The organism is Bradyrhizobium sp. 147 (assembly GCF_023073935.1).
GTDB lineage: Bacteria > Pseudomonadota > Alphaproteobacteria > Rhizobiales > Xanthobacteraceae > Bradyrhizobium.
The window spans coordinates 56,749-72,768 of the sequence record NZ_JADPKL010000024.1; the positions used below are offsets into that span (position 1 = coordinate 56,749).

The following is a 16,020-nucleotide window of genomic DNA, read 5'->3' on the forward strand; positions in this document are numbered from 1 at the left end:
AGCTTCGTGCCGTCTCGTCGTACTATTTCCTCAGGATCGCATCATGAGCGGACCATCCGACTACCAGCCGAGCAATCCGGCCCTGCAATGGATCGAGCGGCGTCTGCCGATCTTTGGTCTCATCCATTCCTCCTTCGTCGCCTATCCCACCCCGCGCAACCTGAACTATTGGTGGACCTTCGGCGCCATCCTCTCCTTCATGCTGGGGATGCAAATCCTCACCGGTGTGATCCTGGCGATGCACTACACGCCGCATGCCGATCTCGCCTTCAAGTCGGTCGAGCTGATCGTCCGTGACGTCAATTACGGCTGGCTGTTGCGCAACATGCACGCGGTCGGCGCCTCGATGTTCTTTGTCGCCGTCTACGTCCACATGTTCCGCGGCCTTTACTACGGGTCGTACAAGGAGCCGCGCGAGGTGCTGTGGATCCTCGGCGTCATCATCTACCTGCTGATGATGGCCACGGGCTTCATGGGCTACGTGCTGCCTTGGGGCCAGATGAGCTTCTGGGGCGCCACCGTCATTACCAATCTGTTCTCCGCCATTCCCTATGTCGGCGAGAGCATCGTGACGCTGTTATGGGGCGGCTATTCGGTCGGCAACCCGACGCTGAACCGCTTCTTCTCGCTGCACTATCTGCTGCCGTTCCTGATCGCGGGCGTCGTCGTGCTCCACGTCTGGGCGCTGCACGTCGCCGGACAGAACAACCCCGACGGCGTCGAGCCGAAGACGGAAAAGGACACGGTGCCGTTCACGCCGCACGCGACCATCAAGGACATGTTCGGCGTCACCTGCTTCATGCTGCTCTACGCCTGGTTCATCTTCTACATGCCGAACTATCTCGGCGACGCCGACAACTACATCCCGGCGAACCCGGGCGTGACGCCGCCGCACATCGTGCCGGAATGGTATTACCTGCCGTTCTACGCGATCCTGCGCTCGATACCGAACAAGCTCGCGGGGGTCATCGCGATGTTCGGGGCGATCATCATCCTGTGCTTCCTGCCCTGGCTCGATAGCGCCAGGACGAAGTCATCGAAGTACCGTCCGCTGGCCAAGCAGTTCTTCTGGATCTTCGTCGCGGTCTGTATCCTGCTCGGCTATCTCGGCGCGCAGCCGCCGGAGGGCATTTACGTCGTTGCCGGCCGGGTCCTGACGGTCTGCTACTTCGCCTACTTCCTGATCGTGCTGCCGCTGCTCGCGCGCATCGAAAAGCCGCGACCGGTACCGAATTCGATCTCGGATGCGGTGTTGGCCAAAACCGGGAGCAGGTCGACCCCGATGGTGTCGACCGCGATAATGCTGGCGCTCGCCGGTTCATTGTTCGCGGGCTCGATCGACAGCGCGAAGGCGTCCGAGGGTGGCGACCAGCCGCCGTCAATCAAATGGTCGTTCTCGGGCCCCTTCGGTAAGTTTGACCGCGGCGCGCTCCAGCGCGGCCTGAAGGTCTATAAGGAGGTCTGCGCCAGCTGCCACGGCCTGTCCTACGTCGCCTTCCGCAACCTCGCCGAGCCCGGCGGGCCCGGCTATTCGGTGGCGCAGGCCTCGGCGTTTGCCTCCGAGTACAAGGTCAAGGACGGCCCGAACGATGCTGGTGACATGTTCGAGCGTGCGGGCCGGCCGGCGGACTATTTCCCCTCGCCATTCCCGAACGAGCAGGCGGCGCGTGCCGCGAATGGCGGTGCGGCGCCCCCGGACCTGTCCCTGATCACCAAGGCGCGTTCTTACAAGCGCGGCTTCCCCTGGTTCATCGTCGACTTCTTCACCCAGTACCAGGAGCAGGGTCCGGACTACGTCGCGGCCGTGCTCCAGGGCTTCGAGGACAAGGCCCCCGAGGGCGTCACCATCCCGGAGGGCTCGTACTACAACAAGTACTTCCCGGGCCACGCCATCAAGATGCCGAAGCCGCTCAGCGACGGCCAGGTGACCTTTGATGACGGCTCGCCGACCACGGTCGCGCAATATGCCAAGGACGTCACCACGTTCCTGATGTGGACCGCCGAGCCGCACATGGAAGCGCGCAAGCGCCTCGGTTTCCAGGTGTTCGTGTTCCTGATCATCTTCGCGATCCTGATGTACTTCACCAAGAAGAAGGTCTGGGCCGACTCGCACTGAGCGGCGCGAGACGAGACGAGACGAGTGAAGAAGCCCCCCGCGAGGGGGCTTTTTTTGGATGGTCAAGGGCTCGCGCTACGCGCGCCCCGGAATGACGTGAGTGTGGATTGCGCCGCGCGCTCTCAGCAGCCAAAATACCGCCAATTGCTCCCTCAGAAAACGCGTCGGAGGACACCATGGGAACCACCATCACCTTCAAGCGCCCGGACGGCAAGGACGCCTCGGGCTATCTCGCCAATGCCGCGCGCGGCAACGCGCCGGGCGTGGTCGTGATCCAGGAATGGTGGGGCCTGTCGGACCAGATCAAGGGCCTGTGCGACCGCTTCGCGCTCGCCGGCTTCGATGCGCTGGCACCTGATCTCTACAAGGGCAAGGTGGTGCCCTATCACGACACCGAGAGCGCCAACAACGAGATGAACTCGCTCGACTTCATGGATGCCACCACGCAGACGGTGCGCGGCGCCGCGCAATATCTGTCGCGCAACGGCGCCAAGGTCGGGCTAACAGGCTTCTGCCTCGGCGGCGCCGTCACCATCATCGGCGCGACCAAGATCCCGGAGCTCGCGGCCGGCGTCGTGTTCTACGGCATCCCGCCGGAGCAGGCGGCCAAGCCCGCCGATGTCAAGATCCCGCTCCAGGCCCACTTCGCCAAGAAGGACGATTGGTGCACGCCGGAGCTGGTCAATGGATTCGAGAAGGCCATGAAGGCCGCCGGCAAGTCGCTGGAGCTGTTCCGCTATGACGCCGAGCACGCCTTCGTCAACGAGCAGCGCCAGGCCGTGCACGACCGCGAAGCCGCCGAGCTCGCCTGGGGCAGGGCGACGGAGTTTTTCCGAAAGCATCTGGGATAGGTGGAGCGCCATCAGTCGCGCCACATTTTCGATGTCGCGGCGAAGGCCGGGACGCATAACCCCAGGAGGAGTTATGGCGCGAGCTTGTAACCACTAGTCTTCGTCAAACCAATTCATGTGGCTATCGATCCCGGCCCTTCGGCAGGATGACGGCGGAGGTCGAAGTCGGAGCGCCCCGTATCCCACAGCGCTGACCATCAGGCGGCCACCACGTGACCGCCCTTGACGCCGCCCCCGCGCCATGGTGAGTATCCGCCCATGAGCATCGCCGTCCGCGCAGCCCGTCTCTGGTGGCGCACCTCCTAACGAGGTGGCCGGTGCGATTTTCCTTTCCCAAATCGTCTGAGGTCGCCCACGCAGTGCGGCGGCCTGATCGTTTGTCCTGTGTGGCGTTCCCTCGGCAAGTTTCGTAAGAGGACCACATGAACAGGACAGTCTTTGCCCTCCCGGCCAGAAGTGACTACGTGACCCGTGCAGGTCTTGCGATCACGCGCGTGGCGGAGCAATTTACCGGCGGAGCCAACCGGCTCGATGATCTCATCAACCTGCTCGACCGCCGTCGCGGCGTGGTGCTGTCCTCGGGCACGACCGTGCCCGGCCGCTACGAGAGCTTCGATCTCGGCTTCTCCGACCCGCCGCTCAAGCTCGAGACCACAGGCGTCAATTTCAAGCTGGAAGCGCTGAACGTGCGCGGGCAGGTGCTGATCGCTTTCCTCACTGAGGTCCTGCGCGAGCCCTGCGTGGTGATCTCGGAGAAGACGGCGACGCGCCTTGCCGGCCACATCATCCGTGGCGACGCCCCGGTCGAGGAGGACCAACGCACCCGGCGCGCCAGCGTGATGTCGCTGGTGCGCGATCTCGTCGCCGCGTTCTCCGCCAATGACGACGGCCTGCTCGGCCTGTTCGGCGCCTTCGCCTACGACCTCGTGTTCCAGATCGAGGACCTCGTGCAGAAGCGGCCGCGCGAAAGCGACCAGCGCGACATCGTGCTCTACGTGCCCGATCGCCTGCTGGCCTATGACCGCGCCACCGGCCGAGGCGTGGTGCTCACTTACGATTTCGCCTGGAACGGCAAGTCCACCGAAGGCCTGCCGCGCGAGACCGCCGACAGCCCGTATCTGAAGACGCCGCGGCAAGGATTTGCCGATCACGCCCCCGGCGAATATCAGGCCACGGTCGAGACGGCGCGCGCAGCCTTCGCCCGTGGCGATCTGTTCGAGGCGGTGCCGGGGCAGCTCTTCGCCGAGCCCTGCGACCGCTCGCCGGCCGAAGTGTTCCAGCGCCTCTGCGTCATCAACCCGTCGCCTTACGGCGCGCTGATGAATCTCGGCGAGGGCGAATTCCTGGTATCGGCCTCGCCGGAGATGTTCGTGCGCTCGGACGGACGCCGCGTCGAGACCTGCCCGATATCAGGCACGATCGCGCGCGGCCTCGATGCGATCGGCGACGCCGAGCAGATCCGCCAGCTCCTGAACTCGGAGAAGGACGAGTTCGAGCTCAACATGTGCACCGACGTCGACCGCAACGACAAGGCGCGCGTCTGCGTGCCCGGCACGATCAAGGTGCTGGCGCGGCGGCAGATCGAGACCTACTCAAAGCTGTTCCACACCGTCGACCACGTGGAGGGCATGCTGCGTCCCGGCTTCGACGCTCTCGATGCCTTTCTCACCCACGCCTGGGCAGTGACCGTGACCGGCGCCCCAAAGCTCTGGGCGATGCAGTTCGTAGAAGATCACGAACGCTCGCCTCGGCGCTGGTACGCCGGCGCGATCGGCGCGGTGAATTTCGACGGCAGCATCAACACCGGCCTCACCATCCGCACCATCCGCATGAAGGATGGCCTCGCCGAGGTGCGCGTCGGCGCGACCTGCCTGTTCGATTCCGATCCCGCCGCCGAAGACCGCGAGTGCCAGGTCAAGGCCGCCGCGCTGTTCCAGGCGCTGCGCGGCGATCCGCCAAAACCGCTCTCGACCTTCGCGCCCGATGCGACCGGCTCGGGCAAGCAGGTGCTGTTGATCGATCACGACGACAGCTTCGTGCACATGCTCGCCGACTATTTTCGCCAGGTCGGCGCCAGCGTCACCGTGGTCCGCTATGTGCATGCGCTCGACATGCTCAAGCAGAAGAGGTGGGACTTGCTGGTGCTGTCGCCGGGCCCCGGCAGGCCGGAGGATTTCGCAATCAAGAAAACCATCGATGCGGCGCTGGAGAAGAAGCTGCCGGTGTTCGGCGTCTGCCTCGGCGTGCAGGCGATCGGCGAATATTTTGGCGGCGAGCTCGGGCAGCTCACCCATCCCGCCCACGGCCGGCCCTCGCGGGTGCAGGTGCGCGGCGGGCGACTGATGCGCAATCTGCCGAACGAGATCGTCATTGGCCGGTATCATTCGTTATTTGTCGAGCGCGACAGCATGCCCGAAGTTCTGAGCGTGACCGCCAGCACCGAGGACGGCGTCGCCATGGCGCTCGAGCATAAGACCCTGCCGGTCGCCGGCGTGCAATTCCACCCGGAATCGCTGATGTCGCTCGGTGGCGAGGTGGGTTTGCGAATTGTCGAGAATGCGTTCCGGCTGGATGCGGGAGCAAATTGAGCGCAGGATATTTCATATTTCGTCATTCCGGGGCGGCTCGAAGAGCCGAACCCGGAATCTCGAGATTCCGGGTTCGCGCTTTGCGCGCCCCGGATGACAACTGAGATGAGACATCGATGACCTTTGACCACGATCTGAAGGCGAGCGTTCGCACCATCCCGGACTATCCGAAGCCAGGGATCATGTTCCGCGACATCACCACGCTGCTCGCGGACGCGCGCGCGTTCCGCCGCGCGGTCGATGAGCTAGTTAATCCCTGGGCCGGCAACAAGATCGACAAGGTTGCCGGCATGGAGGCGCGCGGCTTCATCATCGGCGGCGCGGTGGCGCATCAGCTCTCGGCGGGATTTGTGCCGATCCGGAAAAAGGGCAAGCTGCCGCACACCACCGTGCGCATCGCTTACTCCCTCGAATATGGCATCGACGAGATGGAAATGCATGTCGACGCCATCCAGCCCGGCGAGCGCGTGATCCTGGTCGACGACCTCATTGCCACCGGCGGCACCGCGGAAGGCGCGGTGAAGCTGTTGCGCCAGATCGGCGCCAATGTCGTCGCGGCCTGCTTCATCATCGACCTGCCCGAGCTCGGCGGCGCTGCCAAGCTGCGCGCCATGGACGTGCCGGTGCGCACGCTGATGACGTTCGAGGGGCATTGAGCAAGCCCTGGTAATTCCAGGCTACGACCGCTGCAGGATCAAGCTGAGTTCGAGTTCGCGGAACGCAATGTAGTTCCGCCGGGTCCACTGGTGCAGCTCGGTCGAGGCGTCCTTTTCCTGGCGCAAATAGCCGGTGAAGGAGAAGTTCAGCCGGTCGATATAGGTCTTGAGGAAGCCCGGCAGGGCCGGCAGGCGGAACAGGCGGCCGCCGGCCATCGCGGGCGGCAGCTCGCCGCGCACGATATATTCGTTGTCCACCGTGATCAGGTTCACGCGCGGGATTTGCCCGCGCAGCATCTCATGGCCCCGCGCCGAGGTGCGGTCGGTATCGGCGACGAACAGGATCTGAGGCGCGACGTGGCGGCGGGCCGCCTCCTTGAGCAGGCCGATCTCCTCGGTCATCTTGAAGAACTCGTCGAAGGCGTGGAAGCCGAGGTCGATCACCTTGGCAAGGCCGTCATCGATGATGACGCGGTCCATCAGCTGCATCTTGCCGTAGGTGTCGATCACGTCCGCGGTCTCGGTGACAGCAGGCAAGTAATCGAGCAGCGACGGCTCCTTCAGGTTGACGTCAAAGGCCGCGACGTTACCGTTCTTGAGCAGCAGGAATTCGGTGAGCAGCCGCGCCAGCAGGGTCTTGCCGACCTGCGGGCGGGGCGAGCATATGATGTAGACGGGTGTCGCGGGCATCACGAACTATTATCTGAGCGAACTCGCCGCCCAATCCAGCCGTATCAGCCTCGCTTGCGCAACTATTTTTCGCTGTTGCGGGTGGCGGATTTCGAACCGACGATGTCGGTCAGCCGGATCCGGTCGAACTCGCTCCAGACATTGGCCAGCCAGTGCCGGACATAGCCGCGCAGCACGAACGAGTAGTTCGCGGCGTCGTCGTTGAGGCCCTTGTTGGCGACGAACTTCAGGAACGGAACGGAGGAGACCTCGACCTGCTCATAGGCCATTTCGTTGAGCTTGGGGATGGTCAGCTCGGTCGCGTCCTTGATGCGGTGGAAATAGGAATTGTAGGTCGCCTGGTCCCACTGGAAGAACTGGGTGTCGTTGATGAAGTTCTTCACCAGGAAATATTTCGCGCCGCCCATGAAGCCGGCGGTCTCCGCGATCTCCTCCAGCGAGGCGATCGAGGGCCCGAGGATGTGGAACACGGCAAAGGTAATCTGGCCGGCCTTGGCTGCGTCGAGGAAGCCGATGTCGCGGAGCGAAGCCAGCGCTGGCGAGAGCAGGCCGGCGCGGACGTCGATCACGGTCACCGACGGGCTCACCGCGTTGAGGGTATCGAAAATCTTCATCTGATCCGACGTCGTCGTCATGTCGACGATCTCGGTGATGTCGGGGTGGAAGCGCTTCAGGGTTCCGCGCGGCGACTCCGTGTCGAACGCCCGCGTCGGCACGTTGTTGGCGGAAAAATAATCGAGCAAGGTACGCGACACCGTGGTCTTGCCGACCCCGCCCTTGTCTGCGCCCACCACAACCACTGCCGGCTTTGCCATTGCTGTCCCCTAACGCGCCCCCGATCGCGAGGTCGCAATCGGCCGGGCCCCAAATCGATGTCCCGAGTCTGCTGTTGGGCGCGAACATGGCAGAAACAAGGGAGAATTCAATTCCGGAGGTCCCAGTTACGGCAAATCCCGAGGTTTTTCCCAATCGCGGAGAAACTCGCCGCGCATGGCGGGAATCAGGTGCTCAATGACGGCCCCAAGGACCCACAGAATTACCCATGGGATTGCCCTCCGGGTTGCTGCCTGCGGTTCCGGAGGGACTGGCTGCGGGCACGGGCGGCGGGCTCCCCGATCCGTCGGCATCATCCCATGGGCCATGGCGCAGCGGCGGCGGGGCATCCTGCCGGCCGGCTTGCGCCCCCGGCTCTTTCGTCTGGTCAGTAAGAGTCGGCATTGGACCGGGGTCGCGGCCCCCGGCAAACTTGATCAGCGCGTCGACCCGCGACTGCACCGAAGGGTGGGTTGCAAACAGATCGGCAAAGCCCTCGCGCGGATTGTCGACGCAGAGCTCCATCACGGCCGAGGTCGCGCCGGGCAATTCGCCGCGATTCTCGATCTTGCGCAGCGCCGAGATCATCGAGTCGGGGTTTTTCGTCAGCTCGACCGAGCCGGCGTCGGCGAGATATTCGCGTGACCGCGACAGCGCCAGCTTGACCACCTGCGACAGCAGCCAGGCCACCACGAGCAGCACGATCGCAATGATGATGACGATGATTGCGCCACCGCCGGAGCTCTTGCTGTCGCTCGACGACGAGGACGATCGCGACGACGAGGAGGAGCCCGAGGACCACGAGCCACCCGAGCCGGAGCTCCAGTTGAGATTCGTGAACAGGCGGAAGAACAATTCGCCGAAGAAGCCGACCACGCCGGCGATGATGACGGCGACGACCATGAGCTGCACGTCGCCGTTCTTGATGTGGGTCAGCTCGTGGCCCAGCACTGCCTCGATCTCCTTGTCGTTCAGCGCATCGAGGAGACCGGTGGTGACGGTGATCGAATATTGCCGCGGATTGAGGCCGGCCGCGAACGCGTTCAGCGCCGGGCTCTCCATGATCTTCAGCTTCGGCATGGTGATGCCGCGCGAGATGCAGAGGTTTTCGAGCAGGTTGTAGAGCCGCGGCTGCTCCTGCCGGGCGACGTCGTGACCGCCGGTGACGGCGTCGATCATCGACTGGTGGAAGAAATAGGCGATCGTGATCCAGGCGATCGCCGCGACGGTCGCGAAAGGTGCGGCTTTGAGCAGGTCGGCGAAGGCGCGGCTCAGATAGTAGGCCACCGTGCCATTGCCGTTGATGACGACCTCGGCAATCAGCGCGCCCGCATAGACCAGCACGTAGACCAGCATGAACAGGCCGGCGAGCAGCAGCATCGAACGAAACTTGTTCGAGGCGATGTGCGTGTAGAGACCATACGCGGCCATGACGCGTGCCCTGCCGGTCTATCGGCTCAACTCAGAACTTCACCTGCGGCGCGATTTCGACTTCGGTGCGGCTGGCGCCGAGATCGAAGAACTCCTTCCGGGTGAAGCCGAACATGCCGGCGAACAAAGCGGCAGGCATCTGCTGGATGCCGGTGTTGTATTCCTGGACCGCGTTGTTGAAGAAGCGTCGGCTCGCCGCGATCTTGTTCTCGAGGTCGGAGAGCTCGCTGGCGAGTTGCTGGAAATTGGCGTTGGCCTTGAGGTCGGGATAGGCCTCCGACAGCGCGATCAGCCGGCCGAGTGCGCCGGAGAGCTGGTTCTCGGCCGCGGATACCTGCGCCGGTCCCTGCGCCGACATCGCCGAATTGCGCGCCTTGATGACGTCGTCGAGCGTGCCGCGCTCGTGCGAGGCGTAGCCCTTCACGGTCTCGACCAGGTTCGGGATCAGGTCGTGCCGTTGCTTGAGCTGCACGTCGATGTCGGCAAAGGCCTGGCCGACGCGCTGGCTCAGCGCCACCAGGCGGTTGTAGGCGCTGAAGGCGAGCAGCACGAGGACGACGATGACGCCGAGAACGATCCAGCCGATCGACATGGAGAACTCCTGGAGAGGGGAAGAAGGCGGGCGCAGCCTAGACCAAATTGGCGCAGGGCGAGAGCCCCGGCGCGGGGAGGTAAGGCTTGGTCGGACGAGGAACCATCTGAGTTCAAGGCCAGAGGGGCGATCGAGGTTAACTTTCGGACATGATCGCATCGCCCCAGCGCCAGCGCCGGGCCTGCGCATAGGCGGGCTTGTCGCGTCGTGGGACTTTCGTCAGCGCGACCCCAGTCTCGGTGCAGAGCTTTGCCGTGATCTCCGCCTTGCCGAGGTCCGGTGGCGCCAGCACGCGCGAGGCGCGCGGCGCAGGCGGCGTGCGGGTCAGGGCGACGTAGATGAAGCGCTCGTCTTCGAACGGCACCTCGGCGCCCTTGATCTGGCGGTGCGCCTGCGAGCGCGGCAGGCGCTGGCTGAAATGGCACCAGTCGGGCGCGATGAGCGGGCACGGCTTGTCGTGCGGACAGGGTGCGGCGACGTAGGCGCCTGCCGCGATCAGTTGCTGGCGCAGCGCGAGAATGCGCGTGTAGCCGGCGGGCGTGCCGGGCTCGATCACCACCAGCGCGTGCCGCGCTTTGGTCCACATGGCCGCCGCGAGCTTGCGCTGGTCGCCTTCGTTGAGCTCGCCGATGACGTAGCTCGCAACGACGAGATCGGCTTGCGAGACCTCGGCGAGGTTCGCGCCGGCGTCGCCCGGCAGATAGCGGCAGTCCGCGAGGCGGGTACTGTCGTGTGCGAGTTCGAGCGCGAGCCGGCTGAGAGTGGCGTTGGCGTCGAGCAGGGTAAAATCCTGAAGCGAGGCAAACGCCTCTGCGGCGGCCCAGCTCGCGGTGCCTGGACCTGCGCCGATGTCGAGCAGGCTTTCCGGAGCGAGGTCCGGTGCGATCGCGGTCAGCGCATTCAGGCTTGCGGCCACCGCCGCATACGTCGCCGGCATGCGCGCCAGCGCGTAGGCAAGCGCATCGGCTTCCGACTTGATCGCGCTCGAGCCGCCACCTGAGCGATAGGTTTTGGATATCTTTTGCGAGCGCTGTGCTGCCTCGGTGCGCGAAAAGCCCTGCAGCCTCGCATCGAGGGCCGCCTTGAGTTCAGCGGGGAGGGTGGGTGAGATTATCATCCGCGGTCATGCCCCGCGTAGGCGGGGCATCCAGTACTCCGAGACGGTGCCGTCAAGCCGAGAAGCCGCGGCGTACTGGATCATCCGCCTGCGCGGATGATGACGTCAATGGGTATGGAGGGATCGCGCGTCACGCCACGTTCTGGTCGAGAATATCCACCGCCTCTTGCAGGCTCACCGACACCAGCTGCGAGACGCCGCGCTCGGCCATGGTGACGCCGAACAGCCGGTTCATGCGCGCCATCGTGATCGGGTTGTGTGTGATGATGATGAAGCGGGTGTCGGTCGAGCCGGTCATCTCGTGCAACAGGTTGCAGTAGCGCTCGACATTGTGGTCGTCGAGCGGCGCGTCGACTTCGTCCAGCACGCAGATCGGCGAGGGATTGGTGAGGAACACCGCGAAGATCAGCGCCATCGCGGTCAGCGCCTGCTCACCGCCCGAGAGCAGCGACAGCGTCTGCGGCTTCTTGCCCGGCGGCTTGGCGATGATTTCGAGACCGGCTTCGAGCGGGTCGTCGCTCTCGATCAGATGCAGTGCGGCCTCGCCGCCGCCGAACAGTTCGACGAACAGGCGCTTGAAGTGGCTGTTGACGACCTCGAACGAGGTCAGGAGCCGCTCGCGCGCCTCCTTGTTGAGGCTCTGGATGCCTTGGCGCAGCCGCTTGATGGCCTCAACCAGGTCGTCACGCTCGGTGACGAGGCCGGTGTGCTGGGTCTCGACCTCGCGCAGCTCTTCCTCGGCGCGCAGGTTGACTGCGCCGAGGCGCTCGCGGTCGCGGCGCATCTTTTCGAGCTCTTCCTCGATGTCGTGCAGCGGCGGCAGCTCGGCACCGGGCTCGATCTCGGCGAGGCCGGCGACGGCCTGCGGCTCGACTTCGAGCATGTCGCGGATCTCGCGCTCGATGTCCTCGAGCCGGCGCCGCGCGCCTTCCATGCGTTCCTCGGCGCGCGCGGTGGCCTCGCGCGCGCTGGAGAGCGCCTCTAACGTCAGCTTCGCGACGCGGTCGGTCTCCGCCATCGCGGTTTCGGCGGCGGCGAGCGCGTCGGCGGCCATGCGGCGCTCGTTCTCGGCGTATTCGATCTCGGTGATCAGCGCGCTGCGCTTCTCGGCGAACAATGCCGGTGCGTTTTCGAGCTCGCCGCGCTCGATCGTCAGTTCGGCGATGCGGGCCTGGATGGTGTCGATGTGGGAGGCCGCGCTCTCCTTGCGGTTCTGCCACTCGGTGCGTTCGGCGAGGATCGCCTGCACGCGGCGGTCGGCGAGCTCGGCTTCGCGCGCCAGTGCCTGCGCCTCGGCGCGGACCTGGGCGGCCATGCGGCGATGGCCCTCAATGTCGCTGCGGACGGCGGCGAGACGGGTCTCGGTGTCCTCGCTCGACGGCAGCTCGCCAATGCCGGCTTCGGCGTATTCGTAGGCGGCCTCGGCCTCGGCGCGGTCGGCGGCGAGGCGGCTGTGCGCTTCCGACAGCGTCGCCTTGCGCGCGGCATGGCGGCTGATCTCGCGCTCGGCGGTGGCATGGCGCTCGCGCGCGACGTTGAGCTCGCGCTGCGCGGCACGCCAGGCTTCGCGGCTGGCGCCTTCGGTGCTGGCCGCCATCTGCAACTCGGACTCGGCATTCTCGAGCGCCTGGCGCTTGATCTGCGCGTCGATGCGGGCCTGCTCCAGCTCGTTCTCGATGTCGACGAGGCGGGCGCGCTCCGCGAGGCGCCGCGCGGCACCCGTCGGGGCATGAGCTGCGGCGACAAAGCCGTCCCAGCGCCAGACATCGCCCTCGGGCGAAACCAACCGCTGGCCGGTCTTGAGCTGCGAGACCAGCTCGGCGCCGCGCTCGCGCGGCACGACGCCGATCTGCGCCAGGCGGCGGGCCAGCTCAGCCGGCGCCTGCACGTGGTTGGCAAGCGGAACGACGCCTTCGGGCAGCTCCGGATCGCCGTCGGTGACGCCGGCATTGGTCCAGCGCATCGGCGCCGAGGGATCGACCGGCGCGTCGAGATCGTCGCCGAGCGCGGCGCCGATCGCCTTTTCAAATCCCTTGTCGACGGTGATGCCGTCGATGATCGGCGGCCACAGGTTCTTGGTCTCGCCGTTGACGATCTTGGAGATCGTGCGCGCCTCGGTCTCGAGCCGCTGCACGCGCTTGTCGGCTTCGACCAGCGGCGAGCGCGAGGATTCCAGCGTCTGGCGCGCGGCGACATGCGCGGCTTCGCTTGCCTGCGCTGCGGCTTCGGAAGCCGCCAGCGTCTGCTCTGCGATCTCGACCAGAGCGGTCAGCTCATCGAGATCGCCGAAGCCGCCGGTCTCCTGCGCAAGCTTCTGCTCTTCCGCCGCGACATTCGCGATCTCCTGGTCGAGCCGGGCGAGCTTGTCGCGATGGGTGCGGACGTTGGCCTCTAACTGGTTGCGCTTGGCGGTGAGGTCGGCGAGCGCGGTGGTGAGCTCGGCGAAGCGCTGCTCCGTTTCGGTCAGCACCGCCTCGGCTTCCGCGACGCGCTCATCGACACCGGAGCGCTTCTCGACCCGCGACTTGATCTCTTCCTTCAGCTCGGCGTCTTCGGCGTCGAGTCGCTGCAGCGCCACGTCGGCGTCCATGGTCTGCTGCTGGGCGCGCGAGATGTCGCCCTCGAACTGGGCGAGACGGCGTTCGAGCTCGGCGACGCGCTCCTTGGCGCGCTCTTCCTCACGGTCGAGCTGCTCGCGGGCATTGGTGAGGCGCTGGAGCCCGGCCGCGGCGCGCGCTTCGGCATCGCGCAGCGCCGGCATCTCGGCGGCGCGGATGGCCTGGATGCGGGCGGCTTCGGCCTGGTGCTGGGTGCGCTCGGCCATCTCGCGGACCGCGAGATCGTGCGTCTGCCCGGACTCGTTGACGTCGGCATGGGCGCCGAGCCAGCGCAGGTGATACAGCGTGGCCTCGGCCTTGCGCACCTTGGCCGCGACCTCGCGGTAGCGCACCGCCTGGCGGGCCTGCTTCTTCAGGCCTTCCATCTGGCCGGAGAGCTGCCCGATCACGTCCTCGACGCGGGTGAGGTTGGTTTCGGCCGCCTTCAGCCGCAGTTCGGCCTCGTGACGGCGCGCGTGCAGGCCGGCGACGCCGGCGGCATCTTCCAGCACGCGGCGGCGCTGCTCGGGCTTGGCCTGGATGATTTCGCCGATCTTGCCCTGGTGGACGAGCGCCGGCGAGCGCGCGCCGGTGGCGGCGTCGGCGAACAGGATCTGCACGTCGCGGGCGCGCACATCGCGGCCGTTGATGCGATAGACCGAGCCGGCCTCGCGCTCGATGCGGCGGGAGATTTCGAGGATCTGACTGTCGTTCATCGCCGCCGGCGCGGTGCGATCGGCATTGTCGATCGTCATCGTCACTTCGGCGTGGTTGCGCGCCGGGCGGTTGCCGGAGCCGGCGAAGATCACCGCGTCCATATCGGCGGCGCGCAGCGACTTGTATGATGTCTCACCCATCGCCCAGCGCAGCGCCTCGACCAGATTCGACTTGCCGCAGCCATTGGGGCCGACCACGCCGGTCAGGCCGGGCTCGATAACGAAGTCCGTGGGCTCAACGAAGGACTTGAAGCCGTGAAGGCGCAGGCGGGTGATTTTCATAAACACGCATCTCTGTTGGCAGGCGCGAATCCCCTGCCCGGACAATACCATGGAAGGCATTGTCGCTGTCTGGGCGAGTCGCGCGAGGCGGCTCGTGCGGCGGACAATGGCCGCGGTGCGCCGCGAGGGCAACCGGCGAAAGCCGCTTTTCCCAAGGGATTTACGCCAGGAATGATACGGCTTTAGATGCGCGAATCAGAATTGTGGCGTGCGAATCAGCTCTTCAGCAGCGCATTGATCTTCTTGGCGAACTCCTCGAACGAGGCCTCGCCCTTGATCTTCTCGCCGTTGATGAAGAACGTCGGCGTCGAATCCACCTTCAGAACGTCGCTGGCGTATTTCTGGTCGGCGGCGATCTTGTCGAGCAGCGCCTGGTCCTTCAGGCAGGCCTCGACCTGCTGCTGGGTGAGACCGGCCTGCTTGCCGATCCGTGTCAGGGTCTCGGTGGTGTTCTTCACCACCCAGTCGTTCTGCTGGCGGAACAGCATGTCGGTGACCGCAAAATATTTCGGTGCGTCGCCATTGGCGATGCAGCGCGACAGCATCGAGCCTGCGGCGGCTTTGATGTCGAGTGGGAACTCGCGGAAGATGTAACGCACCTTGCCGGTGTCGATGTATTCCTTCTTGATCTTGGGGAACACCTGCTCGTTGAAGGCCGCGCAATGCGGGCAGGTCATCGAGGCGTATTCGATGATGGTGACGGCGGCATCGTTCGGGCCGAGCGCCATGTCGGGAAGCGACACGGGCTTCGCCACATCAGCGGCGGACTGGGCCATGGCCTCGGACATCAACCGCAGCGGCGAGAACCCGGCGAGCGCGGCAAGCCCGGTCAGCGACAGCATCGTTGTGAAGGCGCGGCGGGTGATGATCACGGTCGGCTCCCGGATTGGCAAAGTGTCGCCCGAGGATTCTATCGAGTTCCCGCCCGGGCGGCCTGTCGCTAGCTTGAAACGTCGATTGAGGCAATGGCGAGCGACAAGTCGAGGTCCAGATTAGCTAGGGAATGAGGCTCAATTTCGCTTGATGGCGGCTCCGAGCCGCGCCAGCGCCGTCTTGAGCTGTTCATCTTCGATGTCGCCCAAGCTCTCCGCCACCTTGGCCACCGATTTGGGATCGGGCGGGCCCGGCCGAGCCGGCCGCCGGGTACGCGACAGCGGGGCCTGACGGAAGGCCAGCTTGCCGACCGCGCTCCAGCCGAAGAAGCGGTTGACCCGTTCCAGGATCACGTCGGCGGAGTGCTGGATCTCCAGCGCCATCGGCCCCTCGACCCGCAGCACCAGCGTCGCCGGCTCCTGCGGCTGGCCCTCCACCGGCCTCGGCCATTGCATCTTCAGCGGCTCGGCGTGGGCCGCGATCTCCGGCCCCGCAATCTGCGCCCACCGCGTCACCAGCTCGCGCGCCGCAAAGCCCTGCTTGGCATACGCCTCGGCGAAGACGTCGTTCAGCAGGAGCGAAAGCGGCTTTGCGCTGATAGGGCCGGGTTTGGGCGGGAATTTGGACATGGCGACCTTATAGCACTGTGCCCGACGCGCCAGGAACTGCTACCGCCATGGCCGGGCTTTCTTCCGGCC

Annotated in this window: 12 protein-coding genes; 4 read left to right on the plus strand and 8 right to left on the minus strand. The window is 65.5% G+C overall.

Going from position 1 to position 16,020, the window contains the following annotated elements:
* Positions 1-43: 43 nt before the first annotated feature.
* The 4 genes from fbcH (at position 44) to IVA87_RS05845 (ending at position 6,211) form a co-directional block, all read left to right on the plus strand.
* On the plus strand, positions 44-2,116 hold the full coding sequence (gene fbcH, locus IVA87_RS05830) for a cytochrome b/c1 (RefSeq protein ID WP_247300901.1): 2,073 nt from the start codon (positions 44-46) through the stop codon (positions 2,114-2,116).
* Between the two features lie 176 nt (positions 2,117-2,292).
* Positions 2,293-2,967: a dienelactone hydrolase family protein gene (locus IVA87_RS05835; protein WP_247300900.1), complete on the plus strand. Its 675-nt coding sequence runs from the start codon at positions 2,293-2,295 to the stop codon at positions 2,965-2,967.
* A gap of 422 nt (positions 2,968-3,389) precedes the next feature.
* The gene (locus tag IVA87_RS05840; RefSeq protein WP_247300899.1) at positions 3,390-5,555 is read left to right on the plus strand and encodes an anthranilate synthase component I; all 2,166 of its coding nucleotides are present in this window, start codon (positions 3,390-3,392) and stop codon (positions 5,553-5,555) included.
* A gap of 116 nt (positions 5,556-5,671) precedes the next feature.
* Positions 5,672-6,211: an adenine phosphoribosyltransferase gene (locus IVA87_RS05845; protein ID WP_011085277.1), complete on the plus strand. Its 540-nt coding sequence runs from the start codon at positions 5,672-5,674 to the stop codon at positions 6,209-6,211.
* 21 nt (positions 6,212-6,232) lie between these two features.
* On the opposite strand, the gene IVA87_RS05850 is transcribed toward IVA87_RS05845, so the two are convergent.
* The 8 genes from IVA87_RS05850 to IVA87_RS05885 all read right to left on the minus strand — a co-directional run bounded on the left by IVA87_RS05850 (position 6,233) and on the right by IVA87_RS05885 (position 15,951).
* Positions 6,233-6,901, minus strand: a complete 669-nt coding sequence (locus tag IVA87_RS05850; protein ID WP_247300898.1) for a hypothetical protein — start codon at positions 6,899-6,901, stop codon at positions 6,233-6,235.
* Positions 6,902-6,963: 62 nt separating this feature from the next.
* Entirely contained in the window at positions 6,964-7,716 is a 753-nt protein-coding gene (locus tag IVA87_RS05855; RefSeq protein ID WP_247279628.1) for a hypothetical protein, read from the minus strand.
* A gap of 193 nt (positions 7,717-7,909) precedes the next feature.
* Positions 7,910-9,145, minus strand: coding sequence for a M48 family metallopeptidase (locus IVA87_RS05860; protein WP_247333000.1), 1,236 nt, complete (start codon positions 9,143-9,145; stop codon positions 7,910-7,912).
* 31 nt (positions 9,146-9,176) lie between these two features.
* Positions 9,177-9,737 carry a LemA family protein gene (locus IVA87_RS05865; protein ID WP_247300896.1) on the minus strand — a complete coding sequence of 187 codons (561 nt, stop codon included), beginning with the start codon at positions 9,735-9,737 and terminating at the stop codon, positions 9,177-9,179.
* A gap of 136 nt (positions 9,738-9,873) precedes the next feature.
* Positions 9,874-10,854 carry a small ribosomal subunit Rsm22 family protein gene (locus tag IVA87_RS05870; RefSeq protein ID WP_247333002.1) on the minus strand — a complete coding sequence of 327 codons (981 nt, stop codon included), beginning with the start codon at positions 10,852-10,854 and terminating at the stop codon, positions 9,874-9,876.
* A gap of 130 nt (positions 10,855-10,984) precedes the next feature.
* Positions 10,985-14,449: a chromosome segregation protein SMC gene (gene smc / locus IVA87_RS05875; protein WP_247300894.1), complete on the minus strand. Its 3,465-nt coding sequence runs from the start codon at positions 14,447-14,449 to the stop codon at positions 10,985-10,987.
* A 215-nt stretch (positions 14,450-14,664) separates the two neighbouring features.
* Entirely contained in the window at positions 14,665-15,321 is a 657-nt protein-coding gene (locus IVA87_RS05880) for a DsbA family protein (protein ID WP_247300893.1), read from the minus strand.
* A gap of 138 nt (positions 15,322-15,459) precedes the next feature.
* Complete coding sequence (locus tag IVA87_RS05885; protein WP_247300892.1) at positions 15,460-15,951, minus strand: DciA family protein; 492 nt, start codon at positions 15,949-15,951, stop codon at positions 15,460-15,462.
* Positions 15,952-16,020: the final 69 nt, after the last annotated feature.

Bases quoted from the DNA above. Each gene is read 5' to 3' on its own strand.
- fbcH (WP_247300901.1), top strand. From the start codon at position 44: ATGAGCGGACCATCCGACTACCAGCCGAGCAATCCGGCCCTGCAATGG.
- IVA87_RS05835 (WP_247300900.1), top strand. From the start codon at position 2,293: ATGGGAACCACCATCACCTTCAAGCGCCCGGACGGCAAGGACGCCTCG.
- IVA87_RS05840 (WP_247300899.1), top strand. From the start codon at position 3,390: ATGAACAGGACAGTCTTTGCCCTCCCGGCCAGAAGTGACTACGTGACC.
- IVA87_RS05845 (WP_011085277.1), top strand. From the start codon at position 5,672: ATGACCTTTGACCACGATCTGAAGGCGAGCGTTCGCACCATCCCGGAC.
- IVA87_RS05850 (WP_247300898.1), bottom strand. From the start codon at position 6,901: ATGCCCGCGACACCCGTCTACATCATATGCTCGCCCCGCCCGCAGGTC.
- IVA87_RS05855 (WP_247279628.1), bottom strand. From the start codon at position 7,716: ATGGCAAAGCCGGCAGTGGTTGTGGTGGGCGCAGACAAGGGCGGGGTC.
- IVA87_RS05860 (WP_247333000.1), bottom strand. From the start codon at position 9,145: ATGGCCGCGTATGGTCTCTACACGCACATCGCCTCGAACAAGTTTCGT.
- IVA87_RS05865 (WP_247300896.1), bottom strand. From the start codon at position 9,737: ATGTCGATCGGCTGGATCGTTCTCGGCGTCATCGTCGTCCTCGTGCTG.
- IVA87_RS05870 (WP_247333002.1), bottom strand. From the start codon at position 10,854: ATGATAATCTCACCCACCCTCCCCGCTGAACTCAAGGCGGCCCTCGAT.
- smc (WP_247300894.1), bottom strand. From the start codon at position 14,449: ATGAAAATCACCCGCCTGCGCCTTCACGGCTTCAAGTCCTTCGTTGAG.
- IVA87_RS05885 (WP_247300892.1), bottom strand. From the start codon at position 15,951: ATGTCCAAATTCCCGCCCAAACCCGGCCCTATCAGCGCAAAGCCGCTT.